Origin of the sequence: Methanobrevibacter sp., from assembly GCF_015062935.1 — an archaeon.
Taxonomy (GTDB): domain Archaea; phylum Methanobacteriota; class Methanobacteria; order Methanobacteriales; family Methanobacteriaceae; genus Methanocatella.
The window spans coordinates 17,680-37,762 of record NZ_SUTM01000017.1 but is presented as its reverse complement, the minus strand read 5'-3'; the positions used below and the strand labels follow the sequence as shown (position 1 = coordinate 37,762).

General features: G+C 36.1%; 20 protein-coding genes and 1 tRNA gene. 2 read left to right on the top strand and 19 right to left on the bottom strand.

Going from position 1 to position 20,083, the window contains the following annotated elements:
• Positions 1-4: 4 nt before the first annotated feature.
• Genes E7Z81_RS08665 through E7Z81_RS08650 form a run of 4 tightly spaced genes read right to left on the bottom strand, consistent with a single transcriptional unit; the run spans position 5 to position 4,676 of the window.
• Positions 5-982, bottom strand: coding sequence for a zinc ribbon domain-containing protein (locus E7Z81_RS08665; protein ID WP_292746419.1), 978 nt, complete (start codon positions 980-982; stop codon positions 5-7).
• 7 nt (positions 983-989) lie between these two features.
• Positions 990-1,877, bottom strand: coding sequence for a zinc ribbon domain-containing protein (locus E7Z81_RS08660; protein WP_292746416.1), 888 nt, complete (start codon positions 1,875-1,877; stop codon positions 990-992).
• A 10-nt stretch (positions 1,878-1,887) separates the two neighbouring features.
• Positions 1,888-4,149, bottom strand: coding sequence for a DHH family phosphoesterase (locus tag E7Z81_RS08655; protein WP_292746413.1), 2,262 nt, complete (start codon positions 4,147-4,149; stop codon positions 1,888-1,890).
• A 14-nt stretch (positions 4,150-4,163) separates the two neighbouring features.
• Complete coding sequence (locus tag E7Z81_RS08650; protein ID WP_292746410.1) at positions 4,164-4,676, bottom strand: hypothetical protein; 513 nt, start codon at positions 4,674-4,676, stop codon at positions 4,164-4,166.
• A 102-nt stretch (positions 4,677-4,778) separates the two neighbouring features.
• Here E7Z81_RS08650 and E7Z81_RS08645 point away from each other — a divergent pair, with 102 nt between their 5' ends.
• On the top strand, positions 4,779-6,212 hold the full coding sequence (locus E7Z81_RS08645; RefSeq protein ID WP_292746407.1) for a radical SAM protein: 1,434 nt from the start codon (positions 4,779-4,781) through the stop codon (positions 6,210-6,212).
• 57 nt (positions 6,213-6,269) lie between these two features.
• Here E7Z81_RS08645 and E7Z81_RS08640 read toward each other — a convergent pair whose 3' ends face one another.
• The 13 genes from E7Z81_RS08640 to aroA form a co-directional block, all read right to left on the bottom strand.
• Positions 6,270-6,635 (bottom strand): desulfoferrodoxin family protein, encoded by a 366-nt coding sequence (locus E7Z81_RS08640; RefSeq protein WP_292746404.1) that lies wholly within the window; start codon positions 6,633-6,635, stop codon positions 6,270-6,272.
• A gap of 56 nt (positions 6,636-6,691) precedes the next feature.
• The gene (gene nifU / locus E7Z81_RS08635) at positions 6,692-7,066 is read right to left on the bottom strand and encodes a Fe-S cluster assembly scaffold protein NifU (protein WP_292746401.1); all 375 of its coding nucleotides are present in this window, start codon (positions 7,064-7,066) and stop codon (positions 6,692-6,694) included.
• Between the two features lie 2 nt (positions 7,067-7,068).
• Positions 7,069-8,277 carry a cysteine desulfurase NifS gene (gene nifS, locus E7Z81_RS08630; RefSeq protein WP_292746398.1) on the bottom strand — a complete coding sequence of 403 codons (1,209 nt, stop codon included), beginning with the start codon at positions 8,275-8,277 and terminating at the stop codon, positions 7,069-7,071.
• 68 nt (positions 8,278-8,345) lie between these two features.
• Positions 8,346-9,644 (bottom strand): O-acetylhomoserine aminocarboxypropyltransferase/cysteine synthase family protein, encoded by a 1,299-nt coding sequence (locus E7Z81_RS08625; protein WP_292746395.1) that lies wholly within the window; start codon positions 9,642-9,644, stop codon positions 8,346-8,348.
• Positions 9,645-10,088: 444 nt separating this feature from the next.
• On the bottom strand, positions 10,089-11,435 hold the full coding sequence (gene cysS, locus E7Z81_RS08620) for a cysteine--tRNA ligase (RefSeq protein WP_292746392.1): 1,347 nt from the start codon (positions 11,433-11,435) through the stop codon (positions 10,089-10,091).
• Between the two features lie 32 nt (positions 11,436-11,467).
• Positions 11,468-11,539, bottom strand: a tRNA-Cys gene (locus tag E7Z81_RS08615).
• 78 nt (positions 11,540-11,617) lie between these two features.
• A complete protein-coding gene (locus E7Z81_RS08610) occupies positions 11,618-11,998 on the bottom strand; it encodes a transcriptional regulator (protein WP_292746390.1) in 381 nt (126 codons plus the stop codon).
• Between the two features lie 11 nt (positions 11,999-12,009).
• Entirely contained in the window at positions 12,010-12,714 is a 705-nt protein-coding gene (gene cysE / locus E7Z81_RS08605) for a serine O-acetyltransferase (RefSeq protein WP_292746387.1), read from the bottom strand.
• A gap of 59 nt (positions 12,715-12,773) precedes the next feature.
• Positions 12,774-13,721 (bottom strand): cysteine synthase A, encoded by a 948-nt coding sequence (gene cysK, locus E7Z81_RS08600; protein ID WP_292746384.1) that lies wholly within the window; start codon positions 13,719-13,721, stop codon positions 12,774-12,776.
• A 169-nt stretch (positions 13,722-13,890) separates the two neighbouring features.
• Entirely contained in the window at positions 13,891-14,034 is a 144-nt protein-coding gene (locus tag E7Z81_RS08595) for a hypothetical protein (RefSeq protein WP_292746381.1), read from the bottom strand.
• Complete coding sequence (locus tag E7Z81_RS08590) at positions 14,019-14,174, bottom strand: hypothetical protein (protein WP_292746378.1); 156 nt, start codon at positions 14,172-14,174, stop codon at positions 14,019-14,021. The genes E7Z81_RS08595 and E7Z81_RS08590 overlap by 16 nt, the downstream gene beginning before the upstream one ends.
• 18 nt (positions 14,175-14,192) lie before the next feature.
• Positions 14,193-14,822 (bottom strand): endonuclease III, encoded by a 630-nt coding sequence (gene nth, locus E7Z81_RS08585; protein WP_292746375.1) that lies wholly within the window; start codon positions 14,820-14,822, stop codon positions 14,193-14,195.
• Positions 14,815-16,137, bottom strand: a complete 1,323-nt coding sequence (gene aroA / locus E7Z81_RS08580) for a 3-phosphoshikimate 1-carboxyvinyltransferase (protein ID WP_292746372.1) — start codon at positions 16,135-16,137, stop codon at positions 14,815-14,817. The genes nth and aroA overlap by 8 nt, the downstream gene beginning before the upstream one ends.
• Positions 16,138-16,181: 44 nt before the next feature.
• Here aroA and E7Z81_RS08575 point away from each other — a divergent pair, with 44 nt between their 5' ends.
• Positions 16,182-16,748 (top strand): sugar O-acetyltransferase, encoded by a 567-nt coding sequence (locus E7Z81_RS08575; protein WP_292746369.1) that lies wholly within the window; start codon positions 16,182-16,184, stop codon positions 16,746-16,748.
• 27 nt (positions 16,749-16,775) lie between these two features.
• On the opposite strand, the gene E7Z81_RS08570 is transcribed toward E7Z81_RS08575, so the two are convergent.
• A complete protein-coding gene (locus tag E7Z81_RS08570) occupies positions 16,776-17,243 on the bottom strand; it encodes a DUF2115 family protein (protein WP_292746367.1) in 468 nt (155 codons plus the stop codon).
• A 46-nt stretch (positions 17,244-17,289) separates the two neighbouring features.
• On the bottom strand, positions 17,290-20,004 hold the full coding sequence (locus tag E7Z81_RS08565; RefSeq protein WP_292746364.1) for a valine--tRNA ligase: 2,715 nt from the start codon (positions 20,002-20,004) through the stop codon (positions 17,290-17,292).
• Positions 20,005-20,083 lie beyond the last annotated feature (79 nt).

The window sequence follows — 20,083 nt, the reverse complement described above, 5'->3', positions numbered from 1 at the left end:
ACGATTAGTTTAATTCAATCCCTTTTTTTATATCTTCCAATTCAATTCTTACACTTTCTTTTGAAGCTTCTTTAAAAATATCATATAATACTTGCAATAAAGTCTTATTTTTTATATACAATGGTAATTCATCACTTGTTTCCGTCAATATTGATTCATAAGATGGCGGTGTCAAATCCTTTTTATATTGAAGTTTTATTTCTTCCCTCAACTCTTCATCAATATAGTTTTCCAGATAATGAATAATCTCATTTGCAAAAGTATTTCCAAAAATAACCATGCCATCCAAAGATTCCTTATCTACACCTAAATTCTTAATCAGAATATTATATGAACCGTAATTCTGATATCCGAATGGAACAAACCTGCCTTCAACAGTGTGAGCACAGTATTCATTCATAATTTTAAATTCAGGAAGGGTTAAAAAATACCAGATGAAACTTTGCAGAGTTACTGACGGTTTAACCTTGAATATGTGGCATAAAATACTTTCAACAATGCTGAATAAAAAATAGTGAGCCAGTTCATGAATTAATGTAGCAATCTGCACTGAATCGCTTAAACGATCATCATAGTAAATGCAGTTTCCAAGAAAGATATAACCTCTTTCGTATCCTCTTGCCTTGGTTTTGCACTCAGTAAATGCACTTGCAAAATTAAGAATCTTATTTTTAGTGGTATCCCCATAAATTTCCAGATAATCTGCTCTGATGAATAATTTTGAGACAATCTCTTCATATTCCTCATCGCTTATTTCTGCATTCAAAAGCAAATCATGATTATAATCACTGAATAATGTATCAAAATCATCAATATATACCGGATTAATCTGTTTGTTGCATTTTACGCAATGTGTTGCGACATCCTCATTAACTGCACCGCAGTAAGGACATAAATTTTCTGTGATGAATTTGTTTCCACAATGGGTGCAATAATTATTTTCCTTAAAATTTAAAGTGCCGCAAATATCACAAGTTTTCAAAAAATCACTACCTTAACAGATTTTTCAGAGATTTGACTGTATCATTTACAGTATTTTTACGAATAAATGTCCTTTTAATATTTTTTCCACAATTATGACAATAATCGGCATCCCAATCCAATACTTCCCCACATGAACAGATTATTCTGGTTTTGATTGTTTTTTGAGGATTTAATGGTCTTTCACAGCTATGGCAAAATTTAGTGCCCTTGGGATTTTTTTCACCGCAGATACAAAGGATAACCGAACTTTCAATATTTAAATTCTTTCCGCATCCGATACAGTAATCGGAGGTTATTTCATTTATTGTAGAGCATGTGCATAAAATATGAACATCACCCTGTTTGCCGTAATTGAATAATGGAAGGCCGCAGTTTCTGCAAAATTGAGAGAATTTGTCGTTTTCCTCTCCGCAAAAACAGAAAACAGAATCAGTGAACTCCAAATTAAAGTTACTGTAATTATCCTCTTTAACAGGCCCGTTGTCCTTCAGCTGTTTACCGCACATTTCACAGAAAATATTTTCACGGGAATTTATGGCTCCGCAGTCACATAAAACATTGTCTATGGAAAACTGAGGTTTTGAGCTGTTTTTTAAAATTCTTTCAAATTTGCTGTGATTCCTTTTTGCACCACACATATAACAGTATTCATTATTTACGTCATTCAAATATCCGCAGGAGCATATCTCGTATTTAAAATCCTCTTTTGAACTGTTTATGTATGGAGAAAAATCAATGTCAAAATCAAAAAATCCAATGTCATATATTGGAATATCTAAAATATAGTTGTCCTTAGTGGGCAAATATTGAGTTTTTCGCCCACATTCCTTACAATAAGGCTCATCATGATGCAGTCTATGACCGCAATGTTTACAATAATTTTCTAAAACCATTTTTACCTAATTATTTTTTTGACAGAGATTGAATTTCTTCAACGACCTTGTACAGTACTTCTTCGCCAAGCCCTTCAATATATTTGATTGAACCTGCGCATTCATGGCCTCCGCCGTCAATACCTGCCTGAGGAACTTTATCAATCATTGCGGATACAATTTCATTAACATTAAAACCGTATTGCTCGTTTACCGCATCAGTGGCTCTGAATACACCAAAATCAGGACCATGACCTAATGTTACAATCGGTTTGTCTTCTCCCAACTCTTTAATCACATGATCGTGAACAAAACCGCATGTTTTTCCAGGAGCGGGGAATGTGAATTTATGTGCGAATTTTTCAACATCAAGCAAATTAAAGTAAATGCCGTTTTCAAGTTGAGTTTTCTTGATATTCGGCAGAGCTGCCCTAAGTTGGGTATCGATTCTTTTTTGGTACTCCTTATATAATGCATCAATCATTTTTTCATGCTTATCAAGGTTATCAACAGCTAGAATGGTATCCATTATTCCCCTACCATTCATGAATCTTAAGAAATATGCTTCAAAATCAACACATTCTGCAACTTTTGCCAGATGTTCCCTGCTGAATCCTTTCTTAGATGCAAGCTGCAGGTATTGGTAAACTTCACCGCATTCAGCACGGTCCCCCAATGCTGCAATAGCCGGTAAATGCATAATCAGTTCTTTAACATCAGGATTGATAATATGTGCCACTTCTGTTGCAAGACAGCCCGCTGTCAGCTGGGAATCTCCACCAACAATGTAAGGATTTACATGACAGTCCACATATTCATCTACTGCAACAGTTCCACCATATATCTCACCGTCACGTTCGTCTTTGGTGATTAAATCTCCAGGGGAGTGGTGGTCTATAACAACAACTTCAATATCATATATTTTTGCCTGCATCAATGCAACGATGTCCTCTTCTGTTGAACCGTTGTCCAAAAGAACAATCAAAGGCAATTTCTGACCGTGTCTTTCCTGGTCCTCCAATGCAAATGACAAGTCTTTAACAACATCTTCCAGTTCATAGAATGGTGCTTTACTAGGAGAACGTTTGAAATAATAATATTCTGCATCATTGCTTGGATTTGCCTTCTGAATTAACGGAACAATAGCTTTTTCCATTGCCACTCCTGAACAGATTCCGTCGGCATCATTGTGGTGTCTTAAAAGAATTGTTCTTCCGTCAAGTATTGCTCTTCTGATTTTTTGAGCAGCTTCATACATCTTAGGTTTTAGTCTGTTTAAAACATCACTTTTGACCAAGAAATCGACATCTTCAGGTTGAGCCTTCTTGTTTAATGCATCGTCAATTAATTTTAATAGCTTCCTCGTATTTTCTTCACCAAGTTTTGTCATTGAAGATGACTCGATTTGTGTTTTTCCACTGTGTTCATTAACTTCACCAATTACCTGAACCGCATCGCCCACATCAATTTCAGGATATGACCTTTCTCCGGCCTTGTCAAATGCTGCAATTTCAGTTGTTCCGCTTTCATCATTGATTATGAATATTGTCGGACCTGAAGTCTGTTGTACCTGCTGAACTTCACCATTGATTCTGACAACCTTTCCTTTTTTCTCTTCAAGTTTGGATATTAAAGTTCTAGGAATGGATTTGGTTAATCTTTTAAGGTTATACTTATCAACATAAGCCGGTGCGAAATCAATTTTGCCTTCCCTTGACTTAATGGCAGTAATAAATACAATAACTTCATCACCAACCTTATATTCAGAGACATCTCCTCTCATAAGTCCCCAAACGTTATTGTTTAATGTAACAAATGCACCGTATTTTTCAACTCTTGTGATTTTTCCTTTATATAATCTGTCTTTGTCTAAATCCCTCATTTGACATAGGGAATCAAGAATATAAACATCCCTTGCCTGATTTTGACGTGCAATATACTCATCATGCTTCATTTTTTCTACCTTTCTTTTTTCCATACATTCAGAACAGACATCCTCATTTTCACCTATTAATTTTCCACAGTCACGACATACATTTACCTGACCAGTTCCATGACAGTGAGGGCAGTCTTCAAATACTTCAACCTGACCTTTTCCATTACATACTTCGCAGGGAATATCCTGATCTGAACCTAAATCAAATTTAGCTTTTGCTTTACTATTTACTCCTTTAAAATGACTACCTACATCAAATAAGTCTTCTTCATACCCGGTTCCACCACAGGCATCACATTCTTTGTAGTCCACTACAACTGAACCTACACCTTTACATTTCGGACAATTAGTTTTCAATTTAAAACCTCATATCATATATTAAATTCTTCCTTAAATAAATTTGAATTATTGGCAACTATAGAATCTCTCTGGTTTTGATATTCTTTTGCCTGAAGCATCAAATCATTTGCCTGATAAGCATAATTTGAACCAGTATAATTTGACTGGACTTCAAAACAATCTATAGCTTCCTTAAATAAATCAATAGCTTGAAGTTTTAGTTCCAATTCAGTAATGACAACATTAATATATTCTCTGTGGATTTCATTAATATCCTGAGAACTGTTTTGAATCTGGCGCAACTTATCTAAACTATTATTGAAACTGTTACCTGCAGATTCCACCTTTTCCATTCCATCATGAAAATTTTTACTGTTGACCAAATCAACAGCCTCATTATACTCGCTATCGCCCTGAACAATGCCGTCACTAATACTGTGCATTGATTTGTTCATATCATCTGTTGAACTTTCTACAAAGACGATGGCTGTTGAAATAAGTACTAAAACAACAATGAAAATTATTAATTTTATATAACTAGACACGATATATATTATTTAAAAACATATTATTATAATTTTTCATGAAAAAAACTTATATATATTTTAATAAAAATAAACTATATAAAATTCAAAATTGTTGATAACATGAAGGTAACTTTTCTCAATCCTCCTCAAACAAATTCAAAATATAAATTTTTAGGCGTTGTAGCGCCGTCATTAGGAATCGGATATATGGCTGCAGTACTGGAACAGCACAATATCGATGTTGATGTACTGGATGCTTCAGCGCTGGAATTAACCTATGAAGAAATCGGTGAAGAGATTTTAAAAAGAAATCCTGATATTGTATCCATCAGTGCATTAACACCAACCATCGGAGTTGCACTTGATTCAGCCGACAAAATAAAACAGGTAAAACCTGATACAATAGTTGTTTTAGGAGGTTATCATCCTACTTTTGAATATAAAAGCGTTTTGGAAGAAGAAAGCGTTGATGTAGTTGTTAGAGGAGAAGGAGAGTACACTTTACTTGAACTTGTCAGGACAATTGAAAATAACGGTGATTTATTTAATGTTGAGGGATTGGCATTCCATGATGAAAATGACGGTTCATTAATAGTTACTCCAGACAGACCAATAATTGAAAATCTGGATGAACTGCCGTTTCCTGCTTTCCATTTATTCCCAATGGAAAAGTATAGAATCCTAAACATTACAACCAATGTTGCAACCATCATTACCACACGGGGATGTCCTATGCAATGTTCCTTCTGCTCATCAGCCGCCCTTCACGGCCATAAACTGCGCAGAAGATCAGTGGAAAATGTGGTTAATGAAATTGAGATGCGCTTAATGGAGCAGAATATTGACACAATAGCATTTATGGATGATACTTTTACATTAAACAAACGTTTCGTAAAGGAATTCTGTTCTGAAATTAAAAAACGTGACTTGAAATTCTGGTGGGGATGCACTTCAAGAGTCGATACTCTTGATAGGGATTTACTGCAAACAATGAAAGATGCAGGCTGCATAACCATTTTCATTGGTGTTGAAAGTGCAGACCAGCAAATGCTTGAAAAAATGAATAAAAATATTACAGTTTCCAAAACTGAAAACGCATTTAAGCTTGCCCGTGAAGTAGGCATCAGGTCAATTGCATCATGTGTCATCGGCATGCCTGAAGACACCATTAAAAGCATGAAACAGACTATAAAATTTGTTAAAAAACTTAATCCTAATTATGCATTATACAGTCTTGCTACACCATATCCAGGTACCCGATTTTATAATGAAACTTTTAAGAAAAACCTAATCAATATTAAGGACTGGTCAAAATACACTCTTATTAATCCTGTTTTAAAAACCGTGGATTGTTCCAGTGAAGAACTTAGAAAAATCCAAAAAAAAGCGTTTATCGGGTTTTATTTAAGACCAAATTATCTCATTCGCCAGGTTTCAACTGACGGACTGATTTTACTGAAAACAATATTCGGCATTGCAAAACAGTTGATTTCCAAACAGACTAACGGAAATACAGATTACAATAAAACTAATGTAAATAAAGTAGGAAAATAGATTTAATTGAAAATTTTTTAAAAATAAAAAAAAGAAGTTTAAAAATTAATTTTAAACTTATTCACTGGACCAAAGTCCGTGTTGGTTACAGAATGCTAATGCTTTAACATCATCTGTGGAGTTTACTGTGAAAGTTGCTTCTGCAACGTCTCCTGGTTTAAAGCATTTTGCGTATTGTTCAGCACCAGCTTCAACAATAACAAATTCAATGTAGTGGTCATCATCCATTGGGTGAGCTGCTTCACCGACTTTAACGGTTACTTTGTCACCATCGATTTCAACAACAGGTTTGTGTTTTGGAGATTTTTCTCCTTCGGTCTGTACAGGGAATTCAAGCATGTGGTCGGAACATACTTTTTCATCGCCTTCAGCTAAAACTTGGATAATACTTCCACAATCGTCACATTTTAATATTTTTGCCATAATAAACATCTCCTAAAAATAGGTTAAAGATATTTTATTACTTAAAGTATTTATTATTATTGATTGTTTTCATAATAGTTTTCAATAGCTGCCTGAAGTCCGTCTGCAGCAAGGTTTGAACAATGCATTTTAATTGGTGGAAGACCATCCAGTTCTTCTGCTACATCATTTCTGGATATTTTCAATGCTTCATCCAATGTTTTTCCGACTGCAATTTCTGTTATCATGCTGCTTGTTGCAATCGCTGCACCGCATCCGAAAGTCTGGAATGAAATGTCTTCAATTACTTCATCGTCATTGACTTTGATGTAGATGGTCATCAAGTCCCCGCATGTTGGGTTTCCTACAGTTCCAACACCGTTAGCGTCTTCCATCATTCTACAGTTTCTTGGGTTTGCAAAGTGGTCCATTACTTTTTCTGAATAATCCATAATTAACATCTCCTACAGTCATCGTGATCTTTTTTACACATTACGCCATCATAGTCAAGTTCCTGATTCCATAATGGTGACATCTGTCTTAATCTTCCAACAGCTTCTGCAATTGTATTTACAAATTCATCAACATCGAAAGTATCGCTTTCAGGTGCCAATGATATCCTTAATGATCCATGTACATCAACAGGGTCAAGGCCCAATGCAGTCAGTACAGGTGATGCTTCCAAGGTATTTGATGAACATGCTGAACCAGTGGATGCCTGATAACCTTTTGCATCTAAAAGAAGAATTAATGATTCTCCTTCAATAGCTTTAAATCTGAAGTTTACAAGGTTTGGTAATCTGGTTTCTTTAGAACCGTTCAGGTAGGATTCAGGAATGGTAGTTAAAACTTTATCAATTAGTTCATCACGAATTGAAGATAATTTTTCATAATGCTCTTCCAATTGATTTGCAGCCAGTTCACAGGCTTTTCCAAATCCGACAATTCCAGGTACGTTTTCAGTTCCTGATCTGATTCCTTTTTCCTGACCGCCTCCATGAATAAGAGGTACAACGCGAGTTCCTTTCTTGATGTATAATGCTCCAACACCTTTTGGACCGTTGATTTTATGAGAAGATAATGAAAGCAAATCGACATTCAATTTTTCAACATCCACTTCAATTTTACCGAAACTTTGAACGGCATCTGTGTGGAACTTGATTTTTTTCTCACGTGCAATCTTTCCAATTTCTTCAATTGGCTGAATAGTACCAAGTTCATTGTTAGCGTGCATAATGGTTATCAGGATTGTTTCATCAGTTATTGCATCTTTTAAATCTTCAATACTGATTATACCATCTTCATTGACCGGCAGATAGGTTACTTTGAAATCAAGGGATTCCAAAAATCCTAAAGTATTTTTAACAGCAGGATGTTCAATATTAGTTGTGATAATATGTTTACCTTTTTTAGCTAATTTAAAGGCAATACCTTTGATTGCCAAATTATCAGATTCTGAACCTCCGCTGGTGAAGATTATTTCTTCAGGTTTTGCATTAATTGCATCAGCCACTCTTTGGCGGGCTTGATCTAATGCTTTTTTAGATTCACGACCAATTCCATAAAGAGTGGAAGGATTTCCATACTCTTCAATGAAATATGGTTTCATTTCTTCAAAAACTTCTTCGCTAACTTGTGTAGTTGCTGAGTTGTCCAAATACATTTCATTATCTCCCAATTGTCTTTTTTATGGTAAAAACTTTAATAAATTTAAAATTATTAGATAGTAATTTAAATACTATCTAATGCCTGAGCGAGGTCTTCGATTAAATCATCAACATCTTCAAGACCAATGGAAAGTCTGATGAAGTCAGGAGTTACTCCTGTAGCTTCCTGTTCTTCCCTGCTTAATTGCTGATGGGTTGTACTTGCAGGGTGGATTGCGAGACTTTTTGCATCACCGATGTTTGCAAGTATTGAGAACAGTTCTAATTTTTCAATTACTTTTCTTCCGGCTTCCTCTCCGCCTTCAACACCGAATCCTAAAATTCCTGCAAAATTGTCTTTCAGGTATTTCTTGTTGATTTCATATGTTGGGTGGGATTCGAGTCCTGGATAGTTTACCCATTTTACTTTAGGGTGGGATTCGAGGAATTTAGCCACTTTAAGTGCATTTTCTGAGTGTCTTTTTACTCTGACATCAAGGCTTTCAAGTCCCTGCAGGAATATGAAGCTGTGCACTGGCGCCTGTGTTGCTCCAAGGTCTCTTAAAAGTCTTGCTCTGATTCTTACAGTAAAAGCGAGATTTCCGAGTTCAGGAACGTCACCGAATGCATCCCAGAATACGAGTCCATGGTAACTTGGGTCAGGTTTGGTGAAGTTTGCAAACTTGCCGTTTCCCCAGTTGAATTTACCTGAATCTACGATGTATCCTCCGATTGCAGTACCGTGTCCGCCGACATATTTGGTTGCTGATGCTGCAATGACATCTGCACCATGTTCCAGTGGTCTGACTAATCCTACACCGACGGTATTGTCTACAATCAATGGAATGTCGTGTGAATGTGCAATTTCTGCAAGTGCTTCAAAGTCCGGAACATCAAGTTTTGGGTTTCCGATTGATTCAACATATATTGCTCTGGTTTTTTCATCAATTGCTGCTTCAAAAGCATCCAAATCCTGAGAGTCAACAAATTTTACATCTCTTGCGAGATCTTTGAAAGTGTAATTAAATAATTGATAAGTTCCACCGTAGAGGTTGTCTGCTGAAACTATGTTGTCTCCAGGTTCGGTTACATTCAAAATTGCATATGTAATTGCTGCAAGACCGCTTGCAGTTGAAATTCCAGAGTTTCCACCTTCGATAGCAGCTATTCTTGCTTCAAATACATCACTGGTAGGATTGGTTAGTCTGGAGTAGATTTGTCCAAACTCTTGAAGGGCGAATCTCCTAGCAGCTTCATCTGAGTCTTTGAATACGTATGAAGTGGTCTGATAAATTGGAACTGCCTGTGCCCCTGTTACGGGGTCTGGTTGTTGTCCTGCGCGTACACCTAATGTTGCTAATCCGTAATTTTTGTTATTTGTCATTAATAATCACCTTAATTTTTGATTTTCTGTAAAATATATCACGTGTTATATTTACTATATAACAATAGTTATTTTTTATATATAAATGTTTTGTATGCCTAAATAACAACTACAAAAAATAAATTATAACTTATGTTATACAGACATAACATCTGTTATTTTTAGTATATAAACATTGTTATATTTTGAAAAAAAACTTTGATAAAAAAAATTAAAAATCTCAAAAAAGAAAAAAATTAAAATATAATAAATAAAAAAACTAATTCAAATTTAATCCATAAATCTAATTAAATAATGCTCAATAAAAACTTGAATAGGCTCAATCAAAAATTGACAATATTGCACATATACAAAAAATAATACAATCAATTTTTATCGCCAAAATGTTATCAAAAATAAAGCAAGTACACAAAAAAATAAGAAAAATAAAGAGAATAATTCCCTTTAGTCATTGATTTCATAACCTAATGCCTGCAGGTTATCACGAATTTTATCTGATAAGTCATATTGCTTGTTGGCTCTTAACTCTGATCTAACTTCTGAAATTAAGTTAAGCAAATCGTCAGATCCTGCAGAAACCTCTTCAATCTCAAAGCTAACACCCAAAATATGAGCGGCATCATCAAGGAATGCTTTGATAGCTTTTTTATCCTCATCTGAATAATCACTTAAATCGTTTTTGGTGTCATTAATCAAACCGAATATTGCAGCAATGGCTTTTGGAGTGTTAAAATCATCATCCATACTGTCAAAGAACTCTTTTTTGTGAGGAGTCAGTGCATCGAATTCATATTCTCCGTCATCAACTTCAACATCCAACTGTTCATAGTATTTTCTGATTCTCTCAAGACTTTTTTCAGACTGGTGAAGTGAATCTTTTGAAAAGTCTATAGGGCTTCTGTAGTGAGTGGACAGTACAAAGAATCTGAATGTATCCGGTTCATAGGTTTCAAGCAGTTCACGGATTGTAATGAAGTTATGGAGTGATTTTGACATCTTTTCTCCGTTAACATTTAAAAATCCTGTATGTAACCAGTATCTTACCATCGGTGATTTTCCGCTGACAGCTTCCATTTGTGTGATTTCCGCTTCGTGGTGAGGGAAAATCAAGTCCAATCCGCCGCCGTGCACATCATACTGTTCTCCGAAGTAGTATTCGGTAATTGCAGTATCTTCAATGTGCCATCCAGGTCTTCCATCACCCCATGGAGACGGCCAGGTTGGTTCATCAACTCCTTCACGTTTTTTCCAGAGCGCAAAGTCCTGCTGATTTTTCTTGGAAGTTTCTGCGATTTCACGATGAGATTCCAGCTCTTCAACATTTCTGTTTGAAAGTTTTCCAAATTCTTCAAATGTATCTATTTCAAAGTAAACACCGTCATCGGTTTCATATGCAAATCCCTTATCAATTAACCTTTGGATTTGGTCTATGATTTCAGGCATGTGATCTGTAGCTCTTGCAAATAGATTAACACCGTCAACATTTAATCTGTGCATGTCTTCACGATATCTTTTTTCAAATTTGCGGGCCAGTACATCTGCCGGAATTCCGCTTTCTTTTGAACGGTTAATAATTTTATCATCCACATCGGTGACATTTTGAATGTAGAATACGGCATATCCTTTGTATTCCAAGTATCTTTTTATTGTATCAAAAGATATGTAGGTTCTACCATGCCCAATGTGAGCATCATCGTAAACGGTAGGACCGCATACAAATAAGTTAACTCTGTTATCGTTAATAGTCACAAAATTCTCTTTACTGCGAGATAAAGTTGAATAAATTTCCATAAAAAATAACCTCAAAAAATAGTAATTGTAAAAGGCAAGTGAGGGATTTGAACCCCCGTATTATGGTCTGCAGCCACACACCTAAGCCACTCGGTAAACTTGCCACTAAAATTAATAGGATAATAAAATATTGGTAATTAATAGTTTAAATAGTTTACTATATTTTCCAATATTTTACAAAATTACTTAGCTTCCAGTTCAGAACCAATGCAACTTTCACAGTCTTCACCAAGTTCAGACTTGTCAATGTTGAGCTGTTCCAAAACATCGATAGCTCTTACATTTTTGCATATTTTGCAGGTTCTTGGTATCAAATCCGCTTTAGTTGCTTCACCTTCAGACAATTGGCGTGCGAATTCCTTAATCATGCCTCTTACATCATCATCCAGTTTTATTCCGCTGCCTCTTTTATCTGTAATGTACTGGGAAACTGCAGGTTGAGTTATATCCATAAGTTCAGAAACATCTTTCTGCTTCATTCCCAAATTCAATAGTTCTTTTGCTAGTTCTGATCTGATTGCAGGTATTACATACCATACTACGATTTCACAAGGTGGTTTCATAAAAATCCCTTCTATTTTTTAAACAAATCCTCTAAATCCTGTTGTTCATCCCTGATATCTTCTGCCAGACATATTTCATGCTTGTCAAATAAGATTTCAAAGCGCTTGTCATTATCCTGAAGATGTTTTTCAATTGTCCTGAATGCATCGGCAACAGGGTCCGGGAGCTTGTCGTGGTCAAGATCGACTTTCTTACGCACTCCTTTATGCTTGACTATACGACCGGGAACTCCAACACAGGTTGATTCCGGAGGAACATCCTTTAAAACAACCGCCCCCGTACCTATTTTGGAATACTTGCCTATTGTAATGTTTCCCATTACCTTGGCGCCAGCTCCAATAATTACTCCATCTTCAATGGTAGGATGTCTTTTTGTTTTTTCAGTACTGGTACCTCCGAGAATTACTCCCTGATATATCAGCACATCATCGCCAACAATTGCTGTTTCACCAACAACAACACCCATCCCATGATCAATGAAAACTCTTTTTCCAAATGTTGCGCCCGGATGAATTTCAATTCCAGTTATAAATCTGGCTAAATTTGAATTCATACGTGCAAGAAGTTTAAGAGAATGATTCCACAGCCAATGACTTACCCTATGGAATATTAATGCATAAAAACCAGGATAGCACAAAAATATTTCCAGTGTGGAACGTGCTGCAGGGTCTTTATCTTTTACAGCCTGAATCTCACTTCTTAAACCATCAAACATTTGAATTCTCCAAGTTTTATAATATTATATAATATAACATATAGTATAAATAGTTATTCTTAATCAAATAACCAGTCTACGGAGAGATATCTTTCACCGTTATCAGGTAAAATTGCTATTATTCTTTTACCTTTGTTTTCTTCTTTTTTAGCTAAATCCAGTGCAGCCCAGGTTGCAGCTCCTGATGAGATACCGGAAAAAATACCTTCCTCTTTTGCAAGGGCAAGTAAAGTGTTTCCAGCGTCCTCGTTTGCAACAGGAATAATCTCGTCGATGACATCCGCATCATAAATGGACGGTACGAATCCTGCACCAATACCCTGGATTTTGTGTGGTCCTTTTTCACCTTTACCTAAAGTTTGAGAGTCTTTCGGTTCGACCGCAACGATTTTAACGCCAGGAACTTCCTCTTTTAAAACTTTACCGATTCCAGTGATTGTTCCGCCGGTACCTACACCTCCGATGACAATGTCAACTTTTCCTTCAGTGTCTCTTAAGATTTCCTGAGCGGTTGTTTCTGAGTGGATTTTAACGTTTGCAGGATTGTCAAACTGGCCTAAAATGATGGAGCCTTCAGTTTCTTCGTTGAGCTCATTAGCCTTTGCAATAGCTCCTCCCATTCCGTCAGCACCTGGTGTCAGTACCAGTTCAGCTCCTAAAACGCTTAGGAATTTTCTTCTTTCAATGGACATGGTGTCAGGCATGGTCAATATTAATTTATAGCCTTTTGCAGCAGCCGCAAAAGCAAGTCCAATACCAGTGTTTCCGCTTGTCGGCTCGATTATTGTTGCACCAGGTTTTAAAAGACCTTTTTCTTCTGCATCTTCAATCATTGCAACTGCAACTCTGTCCTTTACACTTCCAGTTGGATTGAATGATTCAATTTTTACATCTACTTCTGCTTGCATATCTTTTGTTAAATTGTTTAATCTTACGATTGGAGTGTTTCCGATAGCATCAGTGATACTTTCGAGCACTCCTCTTTTTAATTCAGGTATATTTGCCATGTTTTTTTCTCCTATATTATTTAATTGGTTTTACTGGTATATTAAAAGGGTTATATTAAAAGTTAATATAACATTCGTTATAATAACTATTGTTATATAACAATGTTTTACTTTATAAATGTTTTGGAAAAAATTGGAAAAATAAAATGCAAAAAAAATAAACTAGTAATTAAAAGAAATCAACATGCCTACCATTTTTAATCCTGTCTTTAATTTTATTTTCAATCATTTTATTTGGCCTTTTCATTTCTTCTAAAAATTTTTTAGTGTCTTTTCCTTTTAATGATGGTATTGGTGCTATTGCTTTAGCCATAAGATTTCCTCATATAAAGGATTCATAATTTCTTTTGTGGCGAAAATCCCATGAATTAAAATCATGTCCGGACCTGTTCCTGCCTGCTTTACTGATATGTTAATGCCGTTAATGTTTATTTTAGATTCAACAGACTCCATGTTAAAACACCTTAAAAATCAGATATTTTCACTGTAATAGTCACAGATTTCAGTGCAAGGACAGATTTCACACTGAGGACCGATTGGCTTGCATATGTTCTGGCCAAACTGAACCATCAAATCATTCAGCTTAATCCACAAATCCTCAGGAGCGATTTTGCAAAGTTCCACTTCAGTCTCTTCGGGATCTTTAGTATCCACAAGACCCAAACGGTTTGAGATTCTGTGAACGTGAGTGTCAACAGGTATTGCCGGAAGCTCAAATGCAAACACCATTACGCAGTTTGCGGTTTTTCTTCCAACACCCGGAAGCTTTACAAGCTCATCGACAGTATCCGGAACTTCACCTCCGTACTGGTCAATCAGAATCTGTGAGACTTCCTGAATACGTGCCGCCTTGACATTATAAAAACCCGCAGGTTTTATCAGTTCCTTGACATCATCGATTGGAGCATCTACAACTGCATAAATATCAGGATATTTTTCAAACAGATTGTTGGTGGCCTGGTCTGTGTTTTCATCCCTTGTCCTTTGGGACAATATTGTCCTGACCAATACTTTATACGGATCATGGTCTAGAAATGTTCTTATCTCAAATGTATTTTCAAGCTGATTTATAAGTTCAATTACTCGTTCTTCCTTATTCATCTTTTAACTCCAGTTCAAATCCAAGTTCTGCCATAGCTTCTATAAAATTCGGGAATGATACATCAAATACTTCGCCGTTTGTTATTTCAATGTCATGCTTAAGGCCAATTAGACTGAATGCCATCGCCAGCCTGTGGTCTCCATGGGAGTCTACAGTACCTGATTTTACACCGCCGGTAATGCTCATACCATCCTCATGCTCTTCGATTTTGCATCCCAATTTCTCAAGTTCCCTGCAGGTGGTATCGATTCTGTCAGTTTCTTTTACTCTTGCATGGGCAACACCGCGAATATTTGTTGTTCCTTCAGCCATTGCGGCCAGAACTGCAACTGTTATGAGCAAATCAGGAGCATTTGAGAGATTAACATCAATTGCTTTTAAATCACCGCTGGAGGCGATTTCAACATAATCTTCCCCTCTAATTACGGTAGCACCCATATGCTGAAGAATGTCAAGGATGAATTTGTCACCCTGTTTGGAATCTCTAAACAGATTCCTTACAACAGCTTTGCCGCCGTTGATTGCTATCAGTGCCAGAAGATATGATGCAGAGGAATAGTCTCCCTCAACAGTATAGTCGCATGCAATATAATCCTGTTTTCTTACTACAAATTCATCAATTCTGCAGCTTTGATGGTCCTTATCGCAGGATTCATGCTTAAGATAATATCCGCTTAATGTTTTAACGCCGAATTTCCTCATTATATCCAATGTCATGTTGACATACGGCTTTGATTTAAATTCAGGAAGCACATATAGTTTTACACCCTCCTCAGACAGAGGTGATGAAATTAGAATTGATGATATAAACTGTGAGCTGACATTTCCCATGATATTGGTTTCACCGCCCACATATCCAGGTTTTATTGAAATAGGTGCCTTATCATTATCATTCAATGATTCTGTTACAACACCCAAAGGATGCAGAGCTCCCATCAGAAGTCCCATCGGACGGGTTTTTAAAGAATCATCACCGGTTAATGTAACGTCATTGTCAGACAATGCAGAAACGCTTGTCATAAGTCTTAAGGTAGTGCCGGAATTTGCCAAATCAATTGGATTTTCAGAGGAATTATGAAGTTTACCCCCAGTTCCTATAACTTCCAGATAATTATCTTTTTTGTTTATTTCAGCTCCCAATGCTTTACATACTCTGATTGAAGCCAATGTATCTTCAGAATATAACATGTCATAAAGTTTTGAAGTTCCTTTAGCAAGTGATGCTAGAATTACTGCTCTGTGAGAATAGCTTTTGGACGGTGGTGCTTTGACAGTCCCCCCAATTTCAGAAATATTTTTTACCTTAAGAATCATTTTATCAATAATATTTTTAATTCAAATAAATTAAATACTTACCTATGAAAGAAATGGACAAAATGCTTGCCGGACTTGAATACTGTTATGATGATGAAGAAATATCAATGATGAAACTGCATGCAATTGAAAATGCAAATATATTCAATTCAATTGCCGAAGATGATTTAGACAAACAGCATGAAGTTTTAAGTGAAATTTTAGGTTCTGTTGGTGAAAAGGTATGGATAGCTAAAAGATTCTGTTTTGATAACGGTAAAAACATTTTCATAGGCAATAATTTTACTGGAAACTTTAATTTGACCATTCTTGATATTAAAGAGGTTTATATTGGAGATAATGTGATGATTGGTCCAAATACCACTATCACAACTGTTGGCCATCCCCTGTCTCCTAAAAAAAGACGTGAACATTTAGGCCAGGCCAGTGAAATTAGAATTGGCAATGATGTCTGGTTAGGTGCTAATGTGACCGTTCTTCCGGGAGTGACAATCGGAAACAATGTTGTTGTTGGTGCAGGTGCGGTTGTGACAAAAGACATTCCGGAAAATTCCCTTGCTGTTGGAGTTCCTGCAAGAGTTATTAAAAAAATTGAAAATGATATTGATTGATATTATCATTTAAGTCATGTAAATTCATTAAAAACCAAATGAATAGCCTGCATTTTTACAAACACAATAACGGCATAGGGAATTTTCGTCTTTGATGCTCATAATTCTAGTTTTGCATTTGTATTCCCCATTTTCCAAAAAGACCTGGTCTTTTGTAGGATTTTCTCCATATGGATGCAGAGGTTTTTTGGCCATCAGTGCCAGATAAAGTGAGATGTATTTTGTAAATTCCCTGGTTTCCTTATCTCCTCCGGCATAGGTGTCAAAATAGAAATCTATATCACTTTTTATATTTTCAACTACTCTGTCTTTTATGTCATAGTCATCAGAGATTTCTAACGCAAATATTTCATCCCAGGTTTCTGAGTTATATTTGGCAAGTTGTTTGGTGAGAGGATCTTTGTATCGCTCATCAGTAACTTTATTTCTAAGATATTCAATCGGATAATCCTTTAATTTTTCTTTGATTTCATTGTGCAATTCTGTTGCTTTCATAATAATCAATTATCCAAAATTAAAAAAAAGTAATTGAAAGAAGTAATTATCTTATTACTTCTACAATCATATCTAAGTTTTCAGACTGTAAGATGTCAACTTTCTTACCTGATGCACCTACAATCTCCTTTTTGATATTCAACATATCTTCTGGAACTACAATATCACCTATTGTGAGTTCATGGTTTTCATCCAAAGCAGAACCAATTTCTGAAATGTCAGTGGATTTAAGATAACCGATGATTTTTCCGGCATCTCCTTTGAATGTAGGTCCTATTTGGGACATGTCAGGTTCCACTTCTATGATTTTTTCATGAACTTCAGGTTTTCCTGAGCTGATAGCTAAATTATTGATTTTAAGAGTTCCTTTTAAATCATCATCAAATTCATTGAATATTTCAACTAAATCCTCATCAGATGTGTATACATTTACTTCTGAAAGTTCTGCATTCAATGGGATTTTTGATGCTGATTTGAATCTTCTTACTTCATCTATTAACTCAACTGTAGTTTCTCCTTTAGTTTCCATATCTTCACTGATCAATTCTTCATGAACTTCCGGCCATAATGTTGTATGGATTGATTCGTCTGAGAAGTATTGGTAAACTTCTTCTGTGAAGAATGGTGCTATTGGAGCCAACAATTTTAATGATGTTTCCACAACTGTTTTTAAGGTATATTTTGCGGCTTTTCTTGATTCGTCAGATACATCTGTGTATAATCTGTATTTTACAGCTTCGATGTATTCATCGCAGAAATCATGCCAGAAGAACCTTTCGATTGAGGTTATTGTATCTGCAAAGTTATAGTCTGCAAATGCCTTGTCAACAGTTTTGTTCAGGTTGTTTAACTTGGATAAAATCCATAAATCAATTGGACCTAAATTATCTTTAACTTCATCATATGTTACTTCCTCATCAAAAATCTGCATGCTGATGAATCTGAACGCATTCCAGAATTTTCTGAGGAATCTGTATCCGTGTTTGATGTCTTTCCAGTCAAATATTACATCTGATCCAGGAACGCTGTTAGCGGCCCATGTTCTTAGTGAATCTGCACCGTACTGCTCGATTACCTCTTCAGGTCCGACTACGAATTCCGGTCTTGACTTACTCATCTTGTTTCCGTCTTCACCGAATACCATACCGTTGATTACAATGTCACTGAACGGTTTTTGACCTGTTAATGCAAGGCATCTAAGGGTTGTATAAAATGCCCATGTACGGATGATGTCGTGTCCTTGCGGACGAATATCTGATGGGAAATGATTAATGTAGTCTTCATCAGGCCATCCTGCAATGGATAACGGAGATATTGATGAATCCATCCATGTATCAAGAACATCCTCTTCACCTATGAACTCTTCACAGCCGCATTCACATACATGTTTTGGCTTATCGACTGTTGGGTCAATCGGTAAATCTTCAGGGTCAGGTAAAATAACTTTTCCGCAGTCTTTACAGTACCATACAGGTATTGGTGTAGCGAATATTCTTTGTCTTGAAATACACCAGTCCCACTCCATGGAATCCGCCCAGTTTACCATACGAGATTTCATGTGTTCAGGAACCCATTTCATTTCGTCTGCAGCGACTTTGGTTTTTTCGATTAAATCTCTAACTGCTACAAACCATTGCTTTTTAACAAGAATTTCAATAGGAGTTTTACATCTCCAGCATTGGCCTACATTCTGGTCGACCTGTTCCTGTTTTAATAAGTAACCTTCACTGTCCAAATCTTCAATAGTCTGTTTTTTACAGGTCTGCAAGTCCATTCCTTCATATCTTCCGGCAGCTGCTGTTAATGTACCTGTTTCATCGATTGCATTGATGATTTCAAGGTCATATTTCTGTACCCAGCTTACGTCAGTTTTATCCCCAAAGGTACAAATCATTACTGCACCTGTACCGAATTCAGGGTCTACCTCTTCATCTGCAATGATTTTAACTTTTTGGTGAGATAAAGGCACTTCAACATATTTTCCTAAAAGATGAGTGTATCTTTCATCTTCAGGGTGAATTACAACAGCCACACAGGCAGACATTAATTCCGGACGGGTAGTTGCAATCAAAATACCTTCGGTTTTAGGATCAGCCTGTTTTCCTGAAGCCTGTGAAGATGCAATATCATCATAGGAATCTTCAACTGCAGGAGGGAAATTAACATAATTTAAAAATGTGGTATTGTCAGAGTATTCCACCTCTGCAAATGCAATAGCTGTCTGACAGCGAGGACACCAGTTTACAGGGTGAATTCCCTGATAAATCAAGCCTTCATCATACATTTTTAAAAATGAATATTGGGTTTTTCTCATGTACTCTGGGGTCATGGTTACAAACTCACGGGTCCAGTCCTGTGAATAACCCATTGCTCTCATCTGTGATTTCATTTTTGCAATGTTGTCAGTAGTTAAATCGACACAATATTTTCTAAACTGTGCTCTTGAAACATCATTCTTGCTGATATTGTGAGTTTCTTCAACTTTAACTTCTGTTGGAAGACCGTGACAGTCCCATCCTTGGGTGAACAGCACATCGTGACCTTTTTGTCTTCTGTATCTTGCATTCATATCAATATAAACCCAATTGAGGACGTGACCTAAGTGGATTGATCCTGTTGGGTATGGTGGGGGAGTGTCAATAACATATCTAGGACGAGAACCATCTCCAATATATTTGTAGATGTTTTCATCTTCCCATTTCTTCTCCCATTCTTTTTCTTTTTTAAAATCATAGTCTTTAGGAATTTCTTCGTTTGACATATATTTTCTCCTAATAAGTAAAGTAAAAATAATATTATTAATTATATTGTTTATTATTTAAAAAAGTAATTATGAAAAA